The 19,532-nt window shown below is 46.7% G+C and carries 21 protein-coding genes; 20 read left to right on the top strand and 1 reads right to left on the bottom strand.

What is annotated here, in order from left to right; translation table 11 throughout:
* From qcrB to J7E26_RS15980, 5 genes are all read left to right on the top strand, one after another.
* A complete protein-coding gene (gene qcrB, locus J7E26_RS16000; protein ID WP_003153485.1) occupies window positions 1-675 on the top strand; it encodes a menaquinol-cytochrome c reductase cytochrome b subunit in 675 nt (224 codons plus the stop codon).
* A gap of 30 nt (window positions 676-705) precedes the next feature.
* Window positions 706-1,473 carry a menaquinol-cytochrome c reductase cytochrome b/c subunit gene (locus J7E26_RS15995; protein WP_214814258.1) on the top strand — a complete coding sequence of 256 codons (768 nt, stop codon included), beginning with the start codon at window positions 706-708 and terminating at the stop codon, window positions 1,471-1,473.
* Between the two features lie 108 nt (window positions 1,474-1,581).
* On the top strand, window positions 1,582-2,175 hold the full coding sequence (gene lhaT, locus J7E26_RS15990) for a lipoprotein heptaprenylglyceryl N-acetyltransferase LhaT (RefSeq protein WP_214814255.1): 594 nt from the start codon (window positions 1,582-1,584) through the stop codon (window positions 2,173-2,175).
* 67 nt (window positions 2,176-2,242) lie between these two features.
* On the top strand, window positions 2,243-3,016 hold the full coding sequence (gene ypjB / locus J7E26_RS15985) for a sporulation protein YpjB (RefSeq protein ID WP_214814252.1): 774 nt from the start codon (window positions 2,243-2,245) through the stop codon (window positions 3,014-3,016).
* Between the two features lie 28 nt (window positions 3,017-3,044).
* A complete protein-coding gene (locus tag J7E26_RS15980) occupies window positions 3,045-4,217 on the top strand; it encodes an oxalate decarboxylase family bicupin (RefSeq protein ID WP_214814249.1) in 1,173 nt (390 codons plus the stop codon).
* A 24-nt stretch (window positions 4,218-4,241) separates the two neighbouring features.
* Here J7E26_RS15980 and J7E26_RS15975 read toward each other — a convergent pair whose 3' ends face one another.
* A complete protein-coding gene (locus J7E26_RS15975; protein ID WP_214814246.1) occupies window positions 4,242-5,114 on the bottom strand; it encodes a YitT family protein in 873 nt (290 codons plus the stop codon).
* Window positions 5,115-5,256: 142 nt separating this feature from the next.
* Between J7E26_RS15975 and J7E26_RS15970 the strand changes: the two genes are divergently transcribed.
* The 15 genes from J7E26_RS15970 (at window position 5,257) to asnS (ending at window position 19,515) form a co-directional block, all read left to right on the top strand.
* A complete protein-coding gene (locus tag J7E26_RS15970) occupies window positions 5,257-5,592 on the top strand; it encodes a nucleotide pyrophosphohydrolase (protein ID WP_214814243.1) in 336 nt (111 codons plus the stop codon).
* Between the two features lie 8 nt (window positions 5,593-5,600).
* Window positions 5,601-6,404, top strand: a complete 804-nt coding sequence (gene dapB / locus J7E26_RS15965; protein ID WP_214814234.1) for a 4-hydroxy-tetrahydrodipicolinate reductase — start codon at window positions 5,601-5,603, stop codon at window positions 6,402-6,404.
* A 23-nt stretch (window positions 6,405-6,427) separates the two neighbouring features.
* Entirely contained in the window at window positions 6,428-6,841 is a 414-nt protein-coding gene (gene mgsA, locus J7E26_RS15960; protein WP_214814231.1) for a methylglyoxal synthase, read from the top strand.
* A complete protein-coding gene (bshB1, locus tag J7E26_RS15955) occupies window positions 6,834-7,547 on the top strand; it encodes a bacillithiol biosynthesis deacetylase BshB1 (protein WP_214814229.1) in 714 nt (237 codons plus the stop codon). Before mgsA ends, bshB1 begins: the two co-directional genes overlap by 8 nt.
* The gene (bshA, locus tag J7E26_RS15950) at window positions 7,544-8,677 is read left to right on the top strand and encodes an N-acetyl-alpha-D-glucosaminyl L-malate synthase BshA (RefSeq protein WP_214814227.1); all 1,134 of its coding nucleotides are present in this window, start codon (window positions 7,544-7,546) and stop codon (window positions 8,675-8,677) included. Before bshB1 ends, bshA begins: the two co-directional genes overlap by 4 nt.
* 4 nt (window positions 8,678-8,681) lie before the next feature.
* Window positions 8,682-9,875, top strand: a complete 1,194-nt coding sequence (locus J7E26_RS15945; protein ID WP_214814225.1) for a CCA tRNA nucleotidyltransferase — start codon at window positions 8,682-8,684, stop codon at window positions 9,873-9,875.
* Window positions 9,860-10,843 (top strand): biotin--[acetyl-CoA-carboxylase] ligase, encoded by a 984-nt coding sequence (locus tag J7E26_RS15940; protein WP_214814223.1) that lies wholly within the window; start codon window positions 9,860-9,862, stop codon window positions 10,841-10,843. The genes J7E26_RS15945 and J7E26_RS15940 overlap by 16 nt, the downstream gene beginning before the upstream one ends.
* A gap of 237 nt (window positions 10,844-11,080) precedes the next feature.
* Entirely contained in the window at window positions 11,081-11,914 is an 834-nt protein-coding gene (gene panB, locus J7E26_RS15935; RefSeq protein ID WP_214814221.1) for a 3-methyl-2-oxobutanoate hydroxymethyltransferase, read from the top strand.
* Between the two features lie 3 nt (window positions 11,915-11,917).
* A complete protein-coding gene (gene panC / locus J7E26_RS15930; protein ID WP_214814218.1) occupies window positions 11,918-12,778 on the top strand; it encodes a pantoate--beta-alanine ligase in 861 nt (286 codons plus the stop codon).
* Window position 12,779: 1 nt separating this feature from the next.
* Complete coding sequence (panD, locus tag J7E26_RS15925) at window positions 12,780-13,163, top strand: aspartate 1-decarboxylase (protein WP_214814215.1); 384 nt, start codon at window positions 12,780-12,782, stop codon at window positions 13,161-13,163.
* Window positions 13,164-13,285: 122 nt separating this feature from the next.
* The gene (gene dinG / locus J7E26_RS15920) at window positions 13,286-16,072 is read left to right on the top strand and encodes an ATP-dependent DNA helicase DinG (RefSeq protein ID WP_214814213.1); all 2,787 of its coding nucleotides are present in this window, start codon (window positions 13,286-13,288) and stop codon (window positions 16,070-16,072) included.
* Window positions 16,073-16,221: 149 nt separating this feature from the next.
* The gene (locus tag J7E26_RS15915) at window positions 16,222-16,392 is read left to right on the top strand and encodes a YpmA family protein (RefSeq protein ID WP_003153512.1); all 171 of its coding nucleotides are present in this window, start codon (window positions 16,222-16,224) and stop codon (window positions 16,390-16,392) included.
* Between the two features lie 9 nt (window positions 16,393-16,401).
* Entirely contained in the window at window positions 16,402-16,887 is a 486-nt protein-coding gene (tseB, locus tag J7E26_RS15910) for a cell wall elongation/penicillin-binding protein regulator TseB (RefSeq protein WP_214814199.1), read from the top strand.
* A 22-nt stretch (window positions 16,888-16,909) separates the two neighbouring features.
* On the top strand, window positions 16,910-18,091 hold the full coding sequence (locus J7E26_RS15905) for a pyridoxal phosphate-dependent aminotransferase (RefSeq protein ID WP_214814198.1): 1,182 nt from the start codon (window positions 16,910-16,912) through the stop codon (window positions 18,089-18,091).
* A 131-nt stretch (window positions 18,092-18,222) separates the two neighbouring features.
* On the top strand, window positions 18,223-19,515 hold the full coding sequence (gene asnS / locus J7E26_RS15900; RefSeq protein ID WP_214814195.1) for an asparagine--tRNA ligase: 1,293 nt from the start codon (window positions 18,223-18,225) through the stop codon (window positions 19,513-19,515).
* The last annotated feature ends 17 nt before the right edge of the window (window positions 19,516-19,532 follow it).

The raw sequence follows: 19,532 nt of genomic DNA, 5'->3' as shown, positions 1-19,532 counted from the left end.
ATGCTGAATAAAATTTATGACTGGGTGGATGAACGTCTCGATATTACGCCGATGTGGCGGGATATTGCCGATCATGAGGTGCCGGAACATGTGAATCCCGCCCATCATTTCTCGGCTTTTGTATACTGTTTTGGAGGTCTCACGTTTTTTGTAACCGTTATCCAAGTGCTGTCCGGAATGTTTTTAACGATGTATTATGTGCCGGATATAAAAAATGCATGGGAATCAGTTTATTATTTGCAGAATGAAGTCGCTTTCGGACAGATCGTACGGGGAATGCATCACTGGGGCGCTAGTTTAGTTATCGTTATGATGTTTTTACATACGCTGAGGGTTTTCTTTCAGGGGGCTTATAAAAAGCCGCGGGAGTTGAACTGGATCGTCGGTGTGTTAATTTTCTTTGTCATGCTCGGCCTTGGTTTTACAGGATACTTGCTTCCTTGGGACATGAAGGCGCTGTTTGCGACAAAGGTCGGTCTACAAATAGCTGAAGCGACGCCGCTGATCGGAGCGCAGGTGAAAACCCTTCTTGCCGGCCACCATGATATTGTCGGCGCTCAAACGCTGACGAGATTTTTTGCGATTCACGTATTTTTTCTCCCTGCCGCTTTGTTTGCGCTCATGGGCGCGCATTTTGTCATGATCCGCAAGCAGGGAATTTCAGGGCCGCTTTAATACTGATCTGATAAAAAGGGAGGGGATGACATGCACCGGGGTAAAGGGATGAAGTTTGTGGGTGATTCAAGGATACCTGCTGAAAAGAAACCGAATATACCGAAGGACTATTCAGAGTATCCGGGAAAGACAGAGGCGTTTTGGCCGAATTTCCTGCTGAAGGAGTGGATGGTCGGCGCCGTATTTCTCGTTGGATTTCTTGTCTTAACGATTGTGCACCAGCCGCCTTTGGAACGGATGGCGGACCCGACGGATACGGGTTATATTCCGCTGCCTGATTGGTATTTTCTATTTTTATACCAGCTGCTGAAATATGAATATGCCGCAGGAAGCTATACGGTCATCGGCGCGATGATTATGCCGGGGCTTGCCTTCGGATCGCTGCTTTTGGCGCCGTTTCTTGACAGGGGCGCTGAAAGAAGGCCGCGGAAGCGGCCGGTTGCCGTCGGCATGATGCTTCTGGCGATTTGCGCGACTATATTTTTAACATGGCAGTCTGTCGCCACACATGACTGGGCAAAGGCGGAGGAGCAAGGAAAAATTAAAAAAGAAGCGGCCATTGATACAGAATCAGACGGCTATAAAGTATTTAAAGAACAAGGCTGTATTTCCTGCCACGGGGATAATCTTCAAGGCGGGGGAGCGGGGCCTTCCTTGGTCGATAACGGCCTGAGCCCTGAGGAAATCAAAAAAATCGCCGTGAAAGGAAAAGGGCAGATGCCAGCCGGCGTTTTTAAAGGAAATGACAAACAGCTCGATCAGCTGGCTAAATTCATTTCTGAAACGACTTCGAAATAAACGTATTGTGAATTGGACAATAGCAGGATATACTTTTATGAAAAGAGCTGACCGGATGTCAGCTTTTTTTGCATGATACATATTTTTGACAGACTGAGAGTTGATGGTATGAGGTGGATCTCCTATATTTTAGGGCAGCGCGGCATGCTGCTGCTTGTTCTTGCCGTTAATTTTATCGGTACGATATACGGTTATTATTGGTATATGCCGCAGTTGACGGATACGCCGGCGCGATTTCTTATTTTTGTTCCCGACAGCCCGACGGCAACGTTTTTTTTCCTCTTTGTGCTTTTGGCATTTCTCATGAAAAGGAACGCTCCGCTGTTTGAAGCACTGGCGCTTGTGACACTTGTAAAGTACGGCCTGTGGGCGGTCGGAATGAATGTGTTTGTTTTGATTGAAATGGGACAAGTCCCTTGGGAGGGGTACATGCTGATTGCCTCGCATTTTGCAATGGCGGTTCAAGGCGTTTTATACAGCCCGTATTTCCGCTTTCGGTTATGGCATCTTGCCATTGCGGCGGTTTGGACGCTTCATAATGATGCCATTGACTATCTTTTCGGTATGATGCCGCGCTATTCAATGCTGAGTGCCTATATGCATGAGATCGGGTATGCGACATTCTGGCTCAGCATATTTTCACTCGGCCTCGCATATTATTTGGTGATTTTCAAAAAACGAATGAAGCTTGACTTACATTGAGATAATCTTGGTCTAACCTTGTCCCGCTCCTCATATTCTGTACAGAGAAGGAGTGGGAGGGACCTCTATGAAACGAAAGCTGACAATCTGTCTTTTGCTTGCTCTTATGTTCATGACAACTGCCAAAGCTGAAGGAGAGGGGGGCCTCAAGGAATTAAATGACCTCTCGGATACCGTTTTTCAAATGACGCGGCATTCGCAATATGATGAGGCGCTGCAAGTGCTTGCTTACTTTAAGAAAAAAATGAAACATGCTGATGCGCTGACAGGAGCCGAAGTAAGGCAGCTGACTTTAGGCTACAACGATTTGGTGCGTGCATTAAAACAGGCCGACGCTTCAGATACTGAAAAAATGCGGGCTGCAGCCCAATTCAGAATGGTAATGGATGCAATGGAGCACCACTCCGATCCGCTGTGGGGTTCGCTTGAAAAACCGATTATGGCTACATTCAGCGCCTTAAAGGAAGATATCAGCGGCAACGGAAGTGAAAATTTCAATGAAAAATGGAATGAATTTATATCATTATATGATTTAATCTATCCCAGCCTGACGATGGATATTTCGTCCGAACAGCTTGACACGGTCGCGAAACATATAGAGGTCATTGAGCAGGAAGGGTTTCAGCAGATGACAAAAGGGACAAAGCTCGAACGGCTGACGCTTTTGCAAAAGGATTTAAAGCGTGTATTTGACAAGGTGGAACGGGATGATGCCGACCCGTCACTGCTCTGGGTTATCCTGACAACAGGCGGCATTATCATCACGGCGCTGACCTATGTCGGTTTCAGAAAATACAGAGCGGAAAAAAACAAAGTGAAAAAACGGGAATATCCTAAGTGAAAAACATTGCTGCAAAGGAGCTTAGCTCATGAAAAAACTCATTCAGCAATTAGCTTCAAAGCAAATCCCGCAACCGATCAGGGGCAGAAAAGGGGCGACTGATGAGGGGCCGCGAAATATTGTGCGCGACTTCCAGAATCCTGATATGCTCGTACCGCCGTCAACGGACGCCGGAACGGTGGAGAACTTGAAATTCTCTTTTTCTGATACACATATGAGACTTGAAGAAGGCGGATGGTCAAGAGAGGTGACAGTAAGAGAACTGCCGATTTCTAAAAATATTGCAGCGGTTAATATGAGGCTGAAGCCCGGAGCGGTGCGGGAGCTTCATTGGCATAAAGAAGCGGAATGGGGCTATGTGTTAAACGGAAAGGTGCGCTTAACCGCAGTGGACCAAAACGGGCGAAATTTTATAGATGATGTCGGTGAAGGCGATCTTTGGTATTTTCCGTCAGGCATTCCTCATTCGATTCAAGGGTTGGATCAAGGCAGTGAATTTCTGCTCGTATTTGATGACGGCTCTTTTTCGGAAAACAGTACCTTCTCTGTAACGGACTGGTTTGCCCATACTCCGCGCAGTGTGCTTGCCGCAAATTTCGGCGTTCCTGGCTACGAGCTGGCTTACATCCCCGCAAAAGAACGCTATATGTTCCAGCTGGAACCGCCTCCTCCGATCAGTAATGCAGAAGTCATTTCCCCGCAAGGCACGGTATTAGAACCGTTCAGCTATAAACTTTCGCAGCAAAAACCTCTTGTTACAAGCGGCGGTAAAGTAAAGATCGTTGATTCAAAGACGTTTAAGGTGTCAAAAACAATAGCCGCAGCCCTTGTGGAAGTCGGACCCGGGGGAATGAGGGAATTGCATTGGCATCCGAATACGGATGAATGGCAGTATTATCTTTCAGGAGAAGCAAAAATGACCGTTTTCGCGGCGGAAGGAAAAGCGCGGACGTTTAATTATCAAGCCGGTGACGTAGGGTATGTGCCCTTTGCGATGGGACATTATGTTCAAAACACCGGTGATACGGTTTTGCGCTTTTTAGAAATATTCAAAAGCGACCGGTTCGAAGATGTCTCTTTAAACCAGTGGCTGGCGCTGACACCGCAAAGGTTCGTGGAGCAGACGCTGAATATCAGCCCGGCGTTTGCCGCCCGTCTGCAAAAGAAGAAATCACCGGTTGTGAAATGGGGAAGAGAGTAAAGGCGGCATGGGGCCGCCTTTTTATTATCGTCTGATCGGGTTCTTATTTTCATCAAGTGTAAACCCTTCGCCAAGCACGTCATGAACGTCGCTTACAGCAACAAATGCGTGCGGGTCAACAGAGGTAATGACGCTTTTCAGCATCACAATTTCGTTTTTCGGAACAACGCAGTAAAGAACGTCTCTGTCTTCTTTTGTATAAGAGCCTTGACCTTTTAATACAGTTACGCCTCTCTCCATTTCTTCAATGATTTTTTGCTGAATCAAATGATTTTTTGAAGAAATAATCGTTGCCCCTTTTGCGGCATACCCGCCTTCCTGAATGAAATCAATTAATCTCGCCGCAACAAAAACGGCAACAAGCGTGTACATTGCTTCTTTGTAGGAAAGGTACGTAAACAGAGACAGAAGAATGACGCAGGCATCAAAAGCGAACATCGTGCGTCCCATCGGGATTCCGGAAAATTTATTGATTAAGCGGGCAATGATATCGACTCCGCCCGTTGTGCCTCCGAATTTGAAGATAATTCCCAGCCCGGCGCCGATAAACACACCGGCAAACAAAGCGGCCAGCGCCAAATCGTGTTGGAGCGGCATATGGATTTCGTAGCGCTGAAAGATACTGAGGAAAATGGAAAGAGACACGGTCCCGATAATGGTGTAGACAAACATCGTCCGGCCGAGCATGCGCCAGCCGATGAAAAAAATCGGAATGTTTAATACAAGGTTGGAAATGGACGGGCTGATGTGGAATAACGCATATAAAAGCAAAGTAATGCCGGTAAACCCGCCTTCAGCCAAATTGTTCTGCATATTAAAATGAACCAGTCCGAATGAAAAAATAGCGGCGCCGATTAAGATAAAGCAAATATTCTTTAATCTGATTTCTCCAAGCATTGTATCAAACCCCTTTTCCTTCCATAAGATTGCGTTAATATTATAGTGGATACACAAGAAAACAGCAAACTCCCGTTTTAAACATTTGTCAAACGAACATGAATTAGCTAACATGGAAGAGATGACAGGAGGTATTCGCACAGTGAGTGACAAAACAATGAAAGACTTACAAGCTGAGGTAGATGACTATATCGGCCAATTTAAAGAAGGCTATTTCAGCCCGCTTGCCATGATGGCCCGTCTCACGGAAGAACTGGGCGAACTCGCAAGAGAAGTCAACCATTACTATGGTGAAAAGCCGAAAAAAACGACGGAAAATGATAAAAGCATGGAAGAGGAAATGGGCGATGTGCTGTTCGTCTTGATCTGCCTGGCCAATTCCCTTGATATTTCATTAGAGGAAGCCCATAACCGCGTCATGCATAAATTTAATACAAGAGATAAAGATCGCTGGACAAGAAAAGAAGAAGGAAAGTAGGAGAAATCATGTCAAATGAAACCATTAAAGTAGTAATCGCGGGGCCGCGCGGCAGAATGGGACAAGAGGCTGTAAAGCTTGCCATCCGCACGCCTCATTTTGAACTGGTCGGCGCCATTGACCATACATACGATCAAAAAACATTGCGAGAGGTAATGTCTGCTGATTCAGACGCTCTCATTTATACGGATATCCGCGCATGTTTTCAAGAAACAAAGCCAGATGTGCTGATTGATTTAACAACGCCTGAAATCGGCAAAAAACATACAAAAGCGGCGCTTGAACACGGCGTTCGCCCGGTAGTGGGAACGACAGGATTTTCTGAAGCGGATTTACAGGAGCTTCACGCGTTGACAGAAGAAAAAGGAATCGGCGCGATTATTGCCCCGAACTTTGCGTTGGGAGCGGTCCTTATGATGAAATTTTCTCAAATGGCTGCCAATTATTTCGAAGATGTCGAAATCATTGAACTCCACCATGACCAAAAATTGGACGCCCCGAGCGGAACGGCGCTGAAAACGGCGGAGATGATCTCAAGCGTCCGTTCAGAAAAACAGCAGGGCCACCCTGATGAAAAAGAAATTCTTCCGGGCGCCCGCGGCGCAGAATTAAACGGCATCCGTCTGCACAGCGTCCGCCTGCCGGGTCTCATCGCCCATCAGGAAGTCATGTTCGGCATGGACGGCCAGACGCTTAAACTGCGCCATGATTCCTATAACCGCACTTCCTTTATGTCAGGAGTGAAGCTGTCTGTAGAGCAAGTGATGAAAATAGACCAGCTTGTGTACGGGCTTGAAAATATTATCGATTGAATCGGCAAGGGGGAGAAAATCAAATGAAAATTGCTTTGATTGCTCACGATAAAAAAAAGCAGGATATGGTGCAGTTCGTGACCGCCTATAAGGACATATTAAGCCATCACGATTTATATGCAACCGGTACGACTGGCTTAAAAATTCAAGAAGCGACCGATTTGACCGTTGAACGCTTTCAATCCGGCCCGCTTGGGGGAGATCAGCAAATCGGCGCATTAATTGCGGCAAATGCACTTGACCTCGTCATCTTTTTGCGTGACCCGTTAACGGCGCAGCCTCACGAGCCGGATGTTTCGGCATTAATCCGCCTCTGTGATGTGTACGCGATCCCGCTTGCCACAAACATGGGGACGGCGGAAATCCTCGTCCGTACGCTTGACGGCGGGGCGTTTGATTTTCGCAATCTCGTGCGCGGGGGAGATCCGAATGTCTGAACATCTTGATATTCTTGCGTTTGGCGCCCATAGCGATGATGTCGAGATCGGCATGGGCGGCGCGATTGCAAAATTCACAGCCAAAGGCAAAACCGCGGTTATATGCGATTTGACTGAGGCGGAATTATCGTCTAACGGGACAGTAAGTTTAAGAAAAGAAGAAGCGGCGCGGGCGGCTCACATTCTCGGCGTAAAAGAGAGAATACAGCTTACGCTTCCGGACCGCGGGCTTTTAAAAAATGAAGACGCAATCCGTCAGATCGTCAGTGTGATCAGAGCCTGCCGGCCGAAAGCTGTTTTCATGCCCTATCCGAAAGACCGTCACCCTGACCACGGAAATGCAGCCGCATTAGTTGAAGAAGCGGTATTTTCCGCGGGCATTCATAAGTATATAGATCATCAGCAATTGCCGGCTCACAAGGCGGAAAAAGTATATTATTATATGATTAACGGTTTTCATCGGCCGGATTTTGTCATAGATATAACGGAAACCATTGATTTGAAGAAAAAGAGCTTAAATGCATATCAAAGCCAGTTTATCCCTTCAGAGCATTCAGTGAACACACCGCTGACAAACGGTTATATTGAGATGGTGGAAGCGCGGGAAAGGCTGTATGGCAAAGAAGCCGGCACGGGATATGCTGAAGGCTTCTTTACAAAACAGCTTCCCATATTGAATGATGATGTTTTTGGGGGCGGACAATGAAACCATTAAAAATAGGGATTACATGCTACCCGAGTGTCGGAGGCTCGGGTATTATTGCGACGGAACTTGGCAAACTTCTTGCGGAAAAGGGGCACCAAGTTCATTTCATTACATCAAGCATCCCGTTTAGATTAAATACATATCATCCGAATATTCATTTTCACGAGGTGGAAGTCAATCAGTACGCTGTATTTAAATATCCGCCTTATGATCTGACTTTAGCGAGCAAAATTGCAGAGGTCGCAGCAAGGGAAAACCTTGATATCATCCATGCCCATTACGCGCTGCCTCATGCGGTGTGCGCTTATCTTGCGAAACAGATGCTCAAGCGGGATATCGGTATCGTCACAACGCTTCACGGCACGGATATCACTGTATTAGGGTATGATCCGTCATTGAAGGATTTAATCCGTTTTGCAATTGAGGCATCAGACAGAGTGACGGCCGTTTCAACCGCACTTGCCGGCGAAACATATGATTTAATCAAGCCGCAGAAAAAAATTGAGACAATCTATAACTTTATAGACGAACGCGTTTATCTTAAGAAAAATAGAGAAAGTATAAAACAGAAGCACGGCATTTTACCGGATGAAAAAGTCGTCATCCACGTGTCTAACTTCAGAAAAGTAAAACGCGTCAAGGATGTCATCCGTGTTTTCCGTAATATCGCCGCCAAAACAAAGGCGAAGCTCCTCCTTGTCGGAGACGGGCCGGAAAAGTGCGTCGCTTGGCAGCTTGTCGAAAAATACGGCTTGCAGGATCAAGTGCTGCTGCTCGGAAATCAGGACAGGGTAGAAGAGCTGTATTCCATCAGCGATCTTAAGCTCCTTCTTTCTGAAAAGGAGAGCTTCGGACTCGTTCTCCTTGAAGCGATGGCCTGCGGAGTGCCGTGCATCGGAACGAATATAGGCGGAATCCCGGAAGTCATTAAAGATCAAGTGAGCGGTTTTTTAGTGAATGTCGGTGATATTCAAGCTGCATCTGAAAAAGCGCTCACCATTTTAGAAGACAAACAGCTCAGCAAACGTTTAACTGAACAGGCGCTGAAAATGGTGAAGACGGAGTTTTCTTCGCAAAAAATCGTCAGCGAATATGAACGGATTTATGCCGAACTGGCAGAACCGGAGTGATCAGATGGAACAGGAATTTGTCAAAGCCCTCCCCATCCTTCATCAACTCATGAAGGCGGGCCATCAGGCTTATTTTGTCGGGGGAGCCGTCAGAGACAGCTATATGAAACGAAAAATAGGCGATGTAGATATCGCAACGAGCGCTTCGCCGGATGAGGTGGAGCGCCTCTTTCAGCGCACCGTGGATGTAGGCAAGCAGCACGGTACGGTTATCGTCTTATGGGAAGATGAAACCTATGAAGTCACCACCTTCCGTGCGGAATCTGAATATAAAGATTACAGGCGGCCTGAAGCCGTGCAGTTTATTACATCTTTATCTGAGGACTTAAAGCGCAGAGACTTAACGATTAACGCGATGGCAATGTCCGCAGAGGGTGAGCTGCTTGATTATTTCGGCGGAATACAAGATATCGGACAAAAGCTGATTCGCACGGTGGGAAATCCGCAAGATCGCTTTCAAGAAGATGCCCTGCGGATGATGAGGGCTGTCCGCTTTATGAGCCAGCTCGGCTTCACGCTTGCAAAAGAGACCGAAGAGGCCGTTATAAAGGATAGAAATCTGCTGTCACATGTCTCTGTAGAACGGAAGACAGTGGAATTTGAGAAACTGTTACAGGGCATATCCTCACATCAAGCCATTCAAACGATGGTAAAGACAGGCCTGAGTGAAGAGCTGCCCGGCCTTTCAGGCAAAGAGGACAGGCTGCTTGAGGCGTGCGGGTTTCCGTTTCGTGCTTTAGACACACGTGAGGAACGCTGGGCAGCGCTGTTATTATATCTCCGCATACTTCCTAAAGACGGCGAGCCGCTTTTAAAACAGTGGAAGCTGCCGGGAAAGGTCATAAAAGAAGCGGTGCAAATCGTCAGCGCCTGCCCGGTGAAACTGGAAACGGAAGCCATGTATCGGACCGGAGAAAAAGCGCTGCTTTCTGCGGTCAAAATCAGCATGCTTGAGCAGACGAGGACAATCGATGCACAAAAGCTGAAAGAGGTTCAGCGCTTGTATCAACAGCTGCCGATCAAAAGCCTGCGCGACCTTGATATTTCAGGTGCCGATATCATGGCGCTCAGAAACCGTCCGGCGGGAAAATGGGTAGCAGAAGAACTTCGCCGGATTGAAGAAGCGGTGCTGGCAGGAAAGCTCTCCAACCGAAAAAACAACATAAAGGAGTGGCTTAGAGCGTGGGATCAACGTTAAGAACCCAATTAATAGATTTATTTTCTGAAGCGGGAGACGGTTTTATCTCCGGACAAAAAATCAGTGATGCGCTCGGCTGTTCGAGAACCGCTGTTTGGAAGCATATTGAAGAACTCCGCAAAGAGGGCTATGAGGTTGAAGCTGTCAGAAGAAAAGGATACAGGCTCGTAAAGAAACCGGGAAAACTCAGTGAATCTGAAATCCGTTTCGGGCTGAAGACCGAATTCTTAGGCAAACAGCTTTATTACCGTGACGTTCTTCCGACCACCCAAAAAACGGCGCATGAACTGGCGAATGACGGAGCGCCGGAAGGAACACTCGTCGTCGCCGATAAACAAACGGCCGGCAGAGGAAGAATGTCCAGAGTGTGGCACTCGCAGGAAGGGAACGGGATATGGATGAGCCTCATCCTCAGACCCGACATTCCTCTGCAAAAAGCGCCGCAGCTAACCTTGTTATCCGCCGTAGCCGTTGTACAGGCCATTGAGGCGGCGGCCGGCATACAGCCTGACATTAAGTGGCCGAATGATTTATTAATTCACGGGAAAAAGGCCGTCGGTATTTTAACGGAGCTGCAGGCGGAGGAAGACCGTGTCCGCTCGGTTATTATCGGAATCGGAATTAATGTGAACCAGCAGACGGACGATTTTCCCGACGAGCTTCAAGACATCGCGACAAGCCTGAGCCTTGAAGCCGGCGAAAAAATTGACAGAGCCGGACTGATTCAAGAGATTTTACAGACATTTGAAAAACGTTATCAGGATTATTTGACGCACGGCTTTACACCGATCAAGTTATTATGGGAAAGCTATGCGCTCGGTTTGGGGAACGAGCTTCAAGCGAGAACCCTCCAAGGAACGTTTTACGGAAAATCGCTCGGCATTGATGATGAGGGAGTACTTCTTTTAGAAACGAAAGACGGTATAAAAAAGATTTACTCCGCAGATATCGAACTCAATCATTCTTAGTTGGTACAAGTCTGCCGAATTTGGTATACTTCCTTTGGGCAGTATCATAATGAACTGCACCTGATCAGCAGAATAAAGTTTTTAAGAGTCTGCCTTGATCCAAAAAAGGACTGGGACAGAGGGATGACATTCGCCAAACTTTAAAATAAGTGGAGAATCCTTCTTACATACCGGAAGGTTTTTTTGCTTGTAAAGAACTGGCGGCTCATCTCCTCACCGTTTGAGGAGGAGAACAGGATGAAAACAAAGTTGGATTTTATGAAAATGAAGGAAAATGGAGAGCCGATCGTGATGCTGACCGCTTACGATTATCCGCAGGCAAAGCTTGCTGAAAAGGCGGGCGTTGACATGATCTTAGTCGGGGATTCACTCGGAATGGTCGTGCTTGGGCTCGATTCAACCGTCGGCGTAACGGTCAGAGACATGATTCACCATACAAAAGCGGTAAAACGCGGTGCGAAGAACACATTTATCGTCACTGACATGCCGTTTATGTCTTATCACCTTTCTAAAGAGGAGACGCTGAAAAACGCGGCTGCCATTATTCAGGAAAGCGGCGCGGACGCGTTAAAGCTTGAGGGCGGAGACGGCGTTTTCGAATCCATCCGCGCTTTGACACTGGGCGGAATTCCGGTCGTCAGCCATTTAGGGCTTACACCGCAATCTGTCGGTGTATTAGGCGGATATAAAGTACAGGGAAAAGACGAACAAAGCGCGAAAAAACTGCTGGAAGACAGCATCAAATGCGAACAGGCCGGAGCGATGATGCTCGTGCTTGAGTGTGTGCCGGCAGAACTGACCGCAAAAATAAAAGAAGAGATAGCGATTCCTGTTATCGGAATCGGGGCCGGACCGGAAGCGGACGGACAGGTGCTTGTCTATCATGATATTGTCGGCCACGGCGTGGAAAGAACACCGAAGTTTGTGAAACAATACGCCCAGATCGATGGCACCATCGAAACGGCAATCAGCGGTTATGTACATGATGTAAAAGAGCGGGTTTTCCCGGAAGAAAAGCACTCCTTTCAGCTGAACCAAACAGTGCTGCAAGGCTTGTACGGAGGAAAATAAGCAATGAAACAAATAACAGAAATTTCACAGCTGAAAGAACTGACATCTCAATACCGGTCAGAGGGCCGAAGCATCGGGTTTGTGCCGACCATGGGTTTTCTGCATGAAGGGCATTTGACGCTTGTTGAAAAAGCGAGGCGGGAAAATGATGTCGTCGTGATGAGCATTTTTGTCAACCCGGCACAATTCGGTCCCGGCGAGGATTATGAGGCATATCCGCGCGATTTGAACCGCGATGCCAAGCTGGCGGAACAGGCGGGAGCTGACCTCCTTTTTACGCCGTCTGCGCAAGACATGTATAAAGGCGAGCAAAATGTAGCCGTACACGTCAAAAGACGGACTGACGTATTATGCGGCCGGTCCCGCGCAGGCCATTTTGACGGAGTCGCCACCGTTCTGACGAAGTTTTTCAATCTCGTGAAACCGAACCGCGCTTATTTCGGCTTGAAAGATGCGCAGCAGGCCGCAGTTGTGGACGGATTGATTGAAGATTTCTTTATGGATATCGAATTGGTTGCTGTGGATACCGTCAGAGAAGAGGACGGGCTTGCCAAAAGTTCACGGAACGTAAACCTGTCAGCCGAAGAAAGAAAAGAAGCGCCGATAATCTACAAAGCGCTGCAAAAAGGAGCCGAGCTGATCAGAGACGGCGAAAGAAATCCCGAAGAAATCGTAAAAGCCGTAACCGGCATGATCGAAAATACAAGCGGCGTCATCGACTATGTTGAATTATACGCTTATCCAGAGCTGACACCGATTGATACGTTAGACGGCAAAATCATTCTCGCTTGCGCCGTTCAATTTTCTAAGGCGCGGCTGATTGATAATATCATTATTGATATTGACGAATGGGAGAGATCATAATATGTACCGCACTATGATGACCGGTAAACTGCACCGCGCTACTGTCACGGAAGCAAACTTGAATTATGTCGGCAGCATCACAATTGATGAGGATCTTTTAGATGCTGTCGGAATGCTCGTTAATGAAAAAGTTCAAATTGTGAATAATAATAACGGAGCAAGACTTGAAACTTACATTATTCCCGGAAAACGGGGAAGCGGCGTGATCTGTTTGAACGGAGCAGCCGCGCGACTCGTTCAAGAGGGCGACAAAGTCATTATTATTTCTTATCAAATGATGTCTGATCAAGAAGCGAAAAGCCACCAGCCAAAGGTTGCCGTCCTGAACGATCAGAACAAAATTGAGCAGATGCTTGGCCAAGAGCCGGCGCACACGATTTTGTAAAAGATCCCCCCATCATGGGGGTTTTCTTTTAAGATTTGCGGGCAAAACCTGTTTTTTCGCTCCATTTCTGTACAAAACGTGTTACACTTTTGTCGTATGCAAGAATAGAGGTGTCCATTTTAATGAACAAGCAACGGTTCGTTGTCATAGATGTCGAAACAACAGGGAATTCGCCGAAAAAGGGCGATAAAATCATTCAAATCGCAGCGGTTGTCATTGAAAATGGACAAATTACTGAGCGGTTTTCAAAATATATCAATCCGAACCAGGCGATTCCGCCGTTTATTGAGCAGCTGACAGGGATCTCAACCGGCATGGTAGAAAACGAATTGCCGTTTGAAGCGGCAGCAGAGGACATTTTTCAGCTGCTTGACGGTGCGTACTTTGTGGCGCATAACATTCATTTCGATCTCGGCTTTGTCAGGCATGAGTTAAACGAGGCGGGCTATCAGCTGACCGATTGTGACGTGCTTGATACCGTTGAACTCTCACGTGTTGTCTTCCCTGAGTTTGAAGGGTATAAGCTGAGTGAACTATGCGAGGAGCTGCATATCGTTCATGACAGGCCCCATCGCGCTGACAGTGACGCGGAAGTGACCGGGCTGATTTTTTTAGAAATCTTACATAAACTGAGACACCTTCCTTTGCCGACGTTAAAACAGCTTAGAAGGCTCTCACAGCATTTTATCAGTGATTTGACGCTGTTATTGGATTCATTTATTAACGAAAACAAGCCATCAGCCAATGAGGGATTCGTGCCGTACGCCTCATTTTCAATTAAACAGCCTGAACCCCCGCCGGAGCCGGCACAGATGGCTTCTTCTGTCGATCTTAAGATGTGGACTCAAAAAACGGAAGAGCTCTTATCTGAATTTGTGCCCCGTTATGAAAAGCGGAAGGGACAGCTAGCCATGATGAACGAAGTGCTCGATGCGTTCTCCAATCGTGAGCATGCGCTGATTGAGGCTGCACCGGGCATCGGAAAAACGATTGGTTATCTCGTTCCGGCAGTTTTATTTGCAAAGTCAGAACAGACCCCTGTCATCATCAGCACGTATTCCACGCTTTTGCAGCAGCAGATCATGTCTAAAGACCTCCCGTTATTGGAGCGTATGTTTCCTTGGCCGGTCAAAGCGGCTATTTTAAAAGGGCAGTCTCATTATCTTTGCTTGCGCAAGTTTGAACATATACTGCATGAGGAAGATGATAATTACGATGCGGTTTTGACAAAAGCTCAGCTTCTGGTCTGGCTGACGGAGACAGAAACAGGCGATGCCGCTGAATTGAATTTGCCTTCAGGCGGCCGGTTGCTGTGGGAACGTATGGCCTATAACGAAGATTCTTTTTTGAAAAAAGGAGACAATTCAGTCACGGGGTTTTATGAGCGCGCTAAACAAAAAGCGCAAGTATCAGATCTCATCATTACAAACCATGCCCTGCTTTTAACCGATGAAGGCAGCAATTCAAAAAGGCTGCCGGACAGCGGGACGATGATTATTGATGAAGCACACCATTTTGAGCGTGCCGCAAGCGAGCACTTAGGGCGAAGAGCTTCATACATAGGGCTGCACACAAAGCTCAGCAGAATCGGTACGTTAAAAGAACACGGGCTGTTAAAGCGGATGAGAAAGCTGTTTCATACGTATCAATTGCCTTCTGAGAGTTTCTTTGACGCAGATGAGTGGATGAAGCATATTCAGTCAGAAAGCGATGCTTTTTTCAGTTCAGTGCATTCTTTTGTCAAACGAAGAAAACCTAAAGACGATCTGAACCGTCTCGTTTATAGTCTGAACCATAAAAGTCAGGATAAGGGCCTGTTGATGTTAACCGACGGAGCGGAGCGGCTTTGCGCTATGCTTGATCATCTCCTGGATGTTTTTTCAATACATGAAAAACTGTTACATACAAAGCTGGACCAGATGAAAAGCGGAGCGGCTTTTTTAGCGGCTGAATATGTAAAATGCATGAAAGGCCTAAAAGAGTATCGCGATACGTTCAGCCGTCTGCTGTTTGAGTCTGATGAAAAAGAAGCCATATGGATTGAAATTGATGCAAAAGGCGCTAAAAACGCTGTCAGCATATATGCTCAGCCCCTGGAACCGGGAGAAATGCTCGCCGATCAATTTTTCGCCCGCAAAAAAAGCGTCGTGCTTACATCGGCGACCCTTATGGTGGAGCAGTCTTTTCAATTTATGATAGAGAGGCTCGGGCTTTCGGATTTTTATCCGCGCACCAAAAGCATTCCATCTCCTTTTTCGTATGACGATCAAATGAAGGTCATCATTCCAAAAGACATGAAGTCTGTAAAATATGACGGAGAGCAGGATGTCATTCATCATATTGCCCGGTATGTAGAGATCATGTCAAAGGAAAAACAGCCGAAAATCCTCGTCTTGTTTACGTCCCATGATATGCTGAAAAAAGTGTATCAGGAACTGAAGCTCAGCATGGATATTTCCGGTATCCAGCTGCTTGCCCAAGGCATCACGGGCGGCAGCCCGGGAAAACTAATGAAAACCTTTAAAGCAGGCAGCCGAGCGATTTTACTCGGCACAAATCATTTCTGGGAAGGCGTTGATTTTCCGGGGGATGAATTGTCAACCGTGATGATTGCAAGGCTTCCTTTCCGGCCGCCTGACAATCCGCTTCATGCAGCAAAATGTGAGTTTGCAAAGCGAAAGGGGAAAAATCCGTTTCAAACCGTTTCATTGCCTGAGGCCGTTTTAACGTTCAGACAGGGCATCGGGCGGCTGCTCCGCACAGCAGGAGACAAGGGAACGATCGTTCTTTTGGATAAACGGGTAAAGACGGCGGGATACGGGCGTTTATTTCTCGAAGCGCTGCCCACTGCGTCCCTGCTTGAACTTACGGATGACGAGCTTGAAGCTTACGTCGGGCAAACGGAATAAAAAGCCGCAAAAAGCGGCTTTTCATGGTGTGGGATGAGGAATTGTTTTTATAGTAAAAGCGGGTTCGCGCCGCCTTGTGACTTTATTATGCCGCGTGTGTACACCCGCTATGACTAACAAAATTTGTTCGACCGATGGAGGGTATAAAAATGGAAAGTAAAATTGAGATTCTTTCTACAATTAATGTAGAGCATTCAGATGATTTGTATAAGATCGTCGATACACTGAACCGGACCTTGAAAAGAGATAACCTGATGTTCGGACTTGCATTGGATGAAGAAAACCAAAATGAAGCGGTCTTCACCATTTATCGCACGTAGGTGAAAAACATGAAAAAAAAAGCATTAATCTTTACAGCTGTATTTGGTATTATTTTTTTAGCAGTTCTTTTATTTTCTGCCGGTATTTTTAAATCAGCAATGGCTCAAAAAGAAGAAGGCCACGAAACAGCTGCCGCAGCCGCCAAAGAAAAAACGGATTTGACAAACGCTGATAAAGTCGAAACCTTTGTCGGCAAACAAAAGTATTATGTCGTTGCCGGAACAGACAAACATGATGCGAAAATGTATGTATGGGTTCCTGCCGACAAAAAAGCAAAGATTCTCGCGAAAAAAGCCAGTGACGGCATTTCCAGTGACAAAGCGGCAAAAATCGTTCAGGACGCCGGACTGGTTTCCAAACTGAAAGACGTTCACCCGGCGAGAGAAAATAACGTCCCGCTGTGGGAAGTGACCTACTTAAACAAAAACGGGCAGTATAGTTTTAGCTATGTGGACTTTACAAGCGGCAAGATTCTCAAAAATATCACACCGTAAGACGTATTAGGGGGAGTTTAAGTTGAAATTGGCAAAAAGAGTATCCGCATTAACACCGTCTGCAACATTGGCAATTACCGCTAAAGCGAAAGAACTGAAAGCAGAAGGCCATGATGTCATCGGTCTCGGGGCAGGAGAACCGGATTTTAACACGCCTCAGCATATTATAGATGCGGCAGTGCGTTCAATGAATGAAGGCCATACGAAGTATACGCCTTCCGGCGGTTTGGCGGCGCTGAAAGACAGCATCGCAGAAAAATTCAAAAAAGATCAGGGGATTGAATACAAACCGTCTGAGATCATCGTCTGCACAGGCGCGAAACATGCACTTTATACACTGTTTCAGGTGATTCTTGATGAGGAAGATGAAGTCATCATCCCGACGCCATACTGGGTCAGCTATCCTGAGCAGGTGAAACTGGCAGGCGGCCGTCCGGTGTATGTTGAAGGTTTGGAATCCAACCAGTTCAAAATTTCACCGGAGCAGCTGAAGCAGGCCGTCACGGATAAAACGAAAGCAATAATTATCAACTCGCCGAGCAACCCGACCGGTGTCATGTACACAAAAGAGGAGCTCGAGGAGCTTGGCAAAGTTTGCTTGGAGCATGACATTCTGATCGTTTCTGACGAGATTTATGAAAAGCTTACATACGGAGGAAAGAAACACGTTTCAATCGCGCAGCTTTCAAATGAACTGAAAGAACAAACGATTGTCATTAACGGCGTGTCTAAATCCCACAGCATGACAGGCTGGAGAATCGGATATGCTGCCGGAGCGGAAACGGTTATTAAAGCCATGACCAGCCTTGCGAGCCACAGCACGTCTAATCCGACTTCCATCGCCCAATACGGCGCTATTGCGGCATATAATGGTCCGGCTGAGCCGCTGGAAGAAATGAGGCAGGCATTTGAGCACAGATTAAATACGATTTACGCAAAGCTTAGCGAAATTCCCGGGTTTACCTGTGTCAAGCCGGAAGGTGCATTTTATTTGTTCCCTAACGCCAAAGCGGCAGCCCAAAACTGCGGCTTCAAGGATGTTGACGAATATGTGAAGGCGCTTCTGGAAGAAGAAAAAGTCGCCATCGTTCCGGGTTCCGGCTTCGGCTCACCGGATAACGTCCGCTTATCTTACGCAACGTCACTGGATCTTTTAGAAAAAGCGGTCGAAAGAATCCGCCGTTTTACAGAAAAACATAGCTGATCAAAAAAGCGGCTTCCTTAAGCCGCTTTTTCATCTGCATTGACCCCGTTAGAGAAGAACGGGTATAATAAGGTGATGAAAAAAGAGATTCAGGATGTCTGAATGTCTTTCTTGTTCTGGAGGGAAAGAGTTTGAAAACAACGATAAACCAAGTGTATAAACACGTAGGCCAGGAAGTAACGATTGGAGCTTGGGTCGCAAATAAACGCTCAAGCGGTAAGATCGCTTTTTTACAGCTGAGAGACGGTACAGGCTTCATTCAGGGAGTCGTCGTCAAAGCTGAAGTTGAAGAAAACATCTTCCAAACGGCAAAATCAGTGACGCAGGAAACGTCACTTTACGTAAAAGGAATTGTAAAAGAGGACGAGCGTTCACCGCTGGGCTATGAACTTGCGGTGACTTCAATTGAAGTGATTCATGAAGCGACTGATTATCCGATTACGCCGAAAGAGCACGGCACGGAGTTTTTAATGGACCACAGACATTTATGGCTTCGTTCTAAACGCCAGCATGCGATTATGAAAATCCGTAACGAAATCATTCGCGCGACTTATGAATTTTTCAATAAAGAAGGCTTCGTTAAAGTCGACCCGCCTATTTTAACGGGAAGCGCCCCTGAAGGAACGACAGAGCTGTTCGCAACGAAATATTTCGACGAGGACGCATTTTTGTCTCAAAGCGGCCAGCTGTATATGGAAGCTGCTGCTATGGCGCTTGGAAAAGTGTTCTCATTCGGTCCGACGTTCAGAGCGGAAAAATCAAAAACGAAGCGCCATCTGATTGAATTCTGGATGATCGAGCCGGAAATGGCGTTTGTTGAATTTAAAGAAAACCTTGAGGTTCAGGAAAATTATGTGTCTTACATCGTACAAAGCGTATTGAAAAATTGCGCAATCGAGCTGAACACATTAGGAAGAGACACTTCCAAGCTTGAACAAATCAAAGCGCCTTTTCCTCGTATTACGTATGATGAGGCAATTGAATTTCTGAAAGAAAAAGGGTTTGACGATATTGAATGGGGAGATGACTTCGGCGCGCCGCATGAAACTGCGATCGCAGAAAGCTATGACAAGCCGGTGTTTATCACTCATTACCCAACATCATTAAAACCGTTTTATATGCAGCCGGCAGAAGACCGTGACGATGTCGTATTATGCGCGGACTTAATCGCTCCGGAAGGTTACGGAGAAATCATCGGCGGCTCTGAACGGGTTCATGATATGGAACTTTTGGAAGCAAGATTAAAAAAGCACGGTCTGGATTCAGACGCTTACAAATGGTATGCTGAACTCAGACAATACGGTTCTGTGCCGCATTCCGGCTTCGGTCTCGGACTCGAGCGCACAGTTGCGTGGATCAGCGGAGCGCCTCACGTGCGTGAAACGATTCCGTTCCCAAGACTTTTGAACCGTCTGTATCCGTAATAGATAGAAAAAAAGAG

The organism is Bacillus sp. ISL-51, assembly GCF_018613535.1.
GTDB lineage: Bacteria > Bacillota > Bacilli > Bacillales > Bacillaceae > Bacillus.
The sequence above is the reverse complement of the archived record's forward strand: the minus strand, read 5'-3'. Positions and strand labels throughout refer to the sequence as shown.

Excerpts from the sequence above, each read along its gene's own strand:
- qcrB (WP_003153485.1), top strand. The coding sequence starts at position 1 with ATGCTGAATAAAATTTATGACTGGGTGGATGAACGTCTCGATATTACG.
- J7E26_RS15995 (WP_214814258.1), top strand. The coding sequence starts at position 706 with ATGCACCGGGGTAAAGGGATGAAGTTTGTGGGTGATTCAAGGATACCT.
- lhaT (WP_214814255.1), top strand. The coding sequence starts at position 1,582 with ATGAGGTGGATCTCCTATATTTTAGGGCAGCGCGGCATGCTGCTGCTT.
- ypjB (WP_214814252.1), top strand. The coding sequence starts at position 2,243 with ATGAAACGAAAGCTGACAATCTGTCTTTTGCTTGCTCTTATGTTCATG.
- J7E26_RS15980 (WP_214814249.1), top strand. The coding sequence starts at position 3,045 with ATGAAAAAACTCATTCAGCAATTAGCTTCAAAGCAAATCCCGCAACCG.
- J7E26_RS15975 (WP_214814246.1), bottom strand. The coding sequence starts at position 5,114 with ATGCTTGGAGAAATCAGATTAAAGAATATTTGCTTTATCTTAATCGGC.
- dapB (WP_214814234.1), top strand. The coding sequence starts at position 5,601 with ATGTCAAATGAAACCATTAAAGTAGTAATCGCGGGGCCGCGCGGCAGA.
- mgsA (WP_214814231.1), top strand. The coding sequence starts at position 6,428 with ATGAAAATTGCTTTGATTGCTCACGATAAAAAAAAGCAGGATATGGTG.
- bshB1 (WP_214814229.1), top strand. The coding sequence starts at position 6,834 with ATGTCTGAACATCTTGATATTCTTGCGTTTGGCGCCCATAGCGATGAT.
- bshA (WP_214814227.1), top strand. The coding sequence starts at position 7,544 with ATGAAACCATTAAAAATAGGGATTACATGCTACCCGAGTGTCGGAGGC.
- J7E26_RS15945 (WP_214814225.1), top strand. The coding sequence starts at position 8,682 with ATGGAACAGGAATTTGTCAAAGCCCTCCCCATCCTTCATCAACTCATG.
- panB (WP_214814221.1), top strand. The coding sequence starts at position 11,081 with ATGAAAACAAAGTTGGATTTTATGAAAATGAAGGAAAATGGAGAGCCG.
- panC (WP_214814218.1), top strand. The coding sequence starts at position 11,918 with ATGAAACAAATAACAGAAATTTCACAGCTGAAAGAACTGACATCTCAA.
- panD (WP_214814215.1), top strand. The coding sequence starts at position 12,780 with ATGTACCGCACTATGATGACCGGTAAACTGCACCGCGCTACTGTCACG.
- dinG (WP_214814213.1), top strand. The coding sequence starts at position 13,286 with ATGAACAAGCAACGGTTCGTTGTCATAGATGTCGAAACAACAGGGAAT.
- J7E26_RS15915 (WP_003153512.1), top strand. The coding sequence starts at position 16,222 with ATGGAAAGTAAAATTGAGATTCTTTCTACAATTAATGTAGAGCATTCA.
- tseB (WP_214814199.1), top strand. The coding sequence starts at position 16,402 with ATGAAAAAAAAAGCATTAATCTTTACAGCTGTATTTGGTATTATTTTT.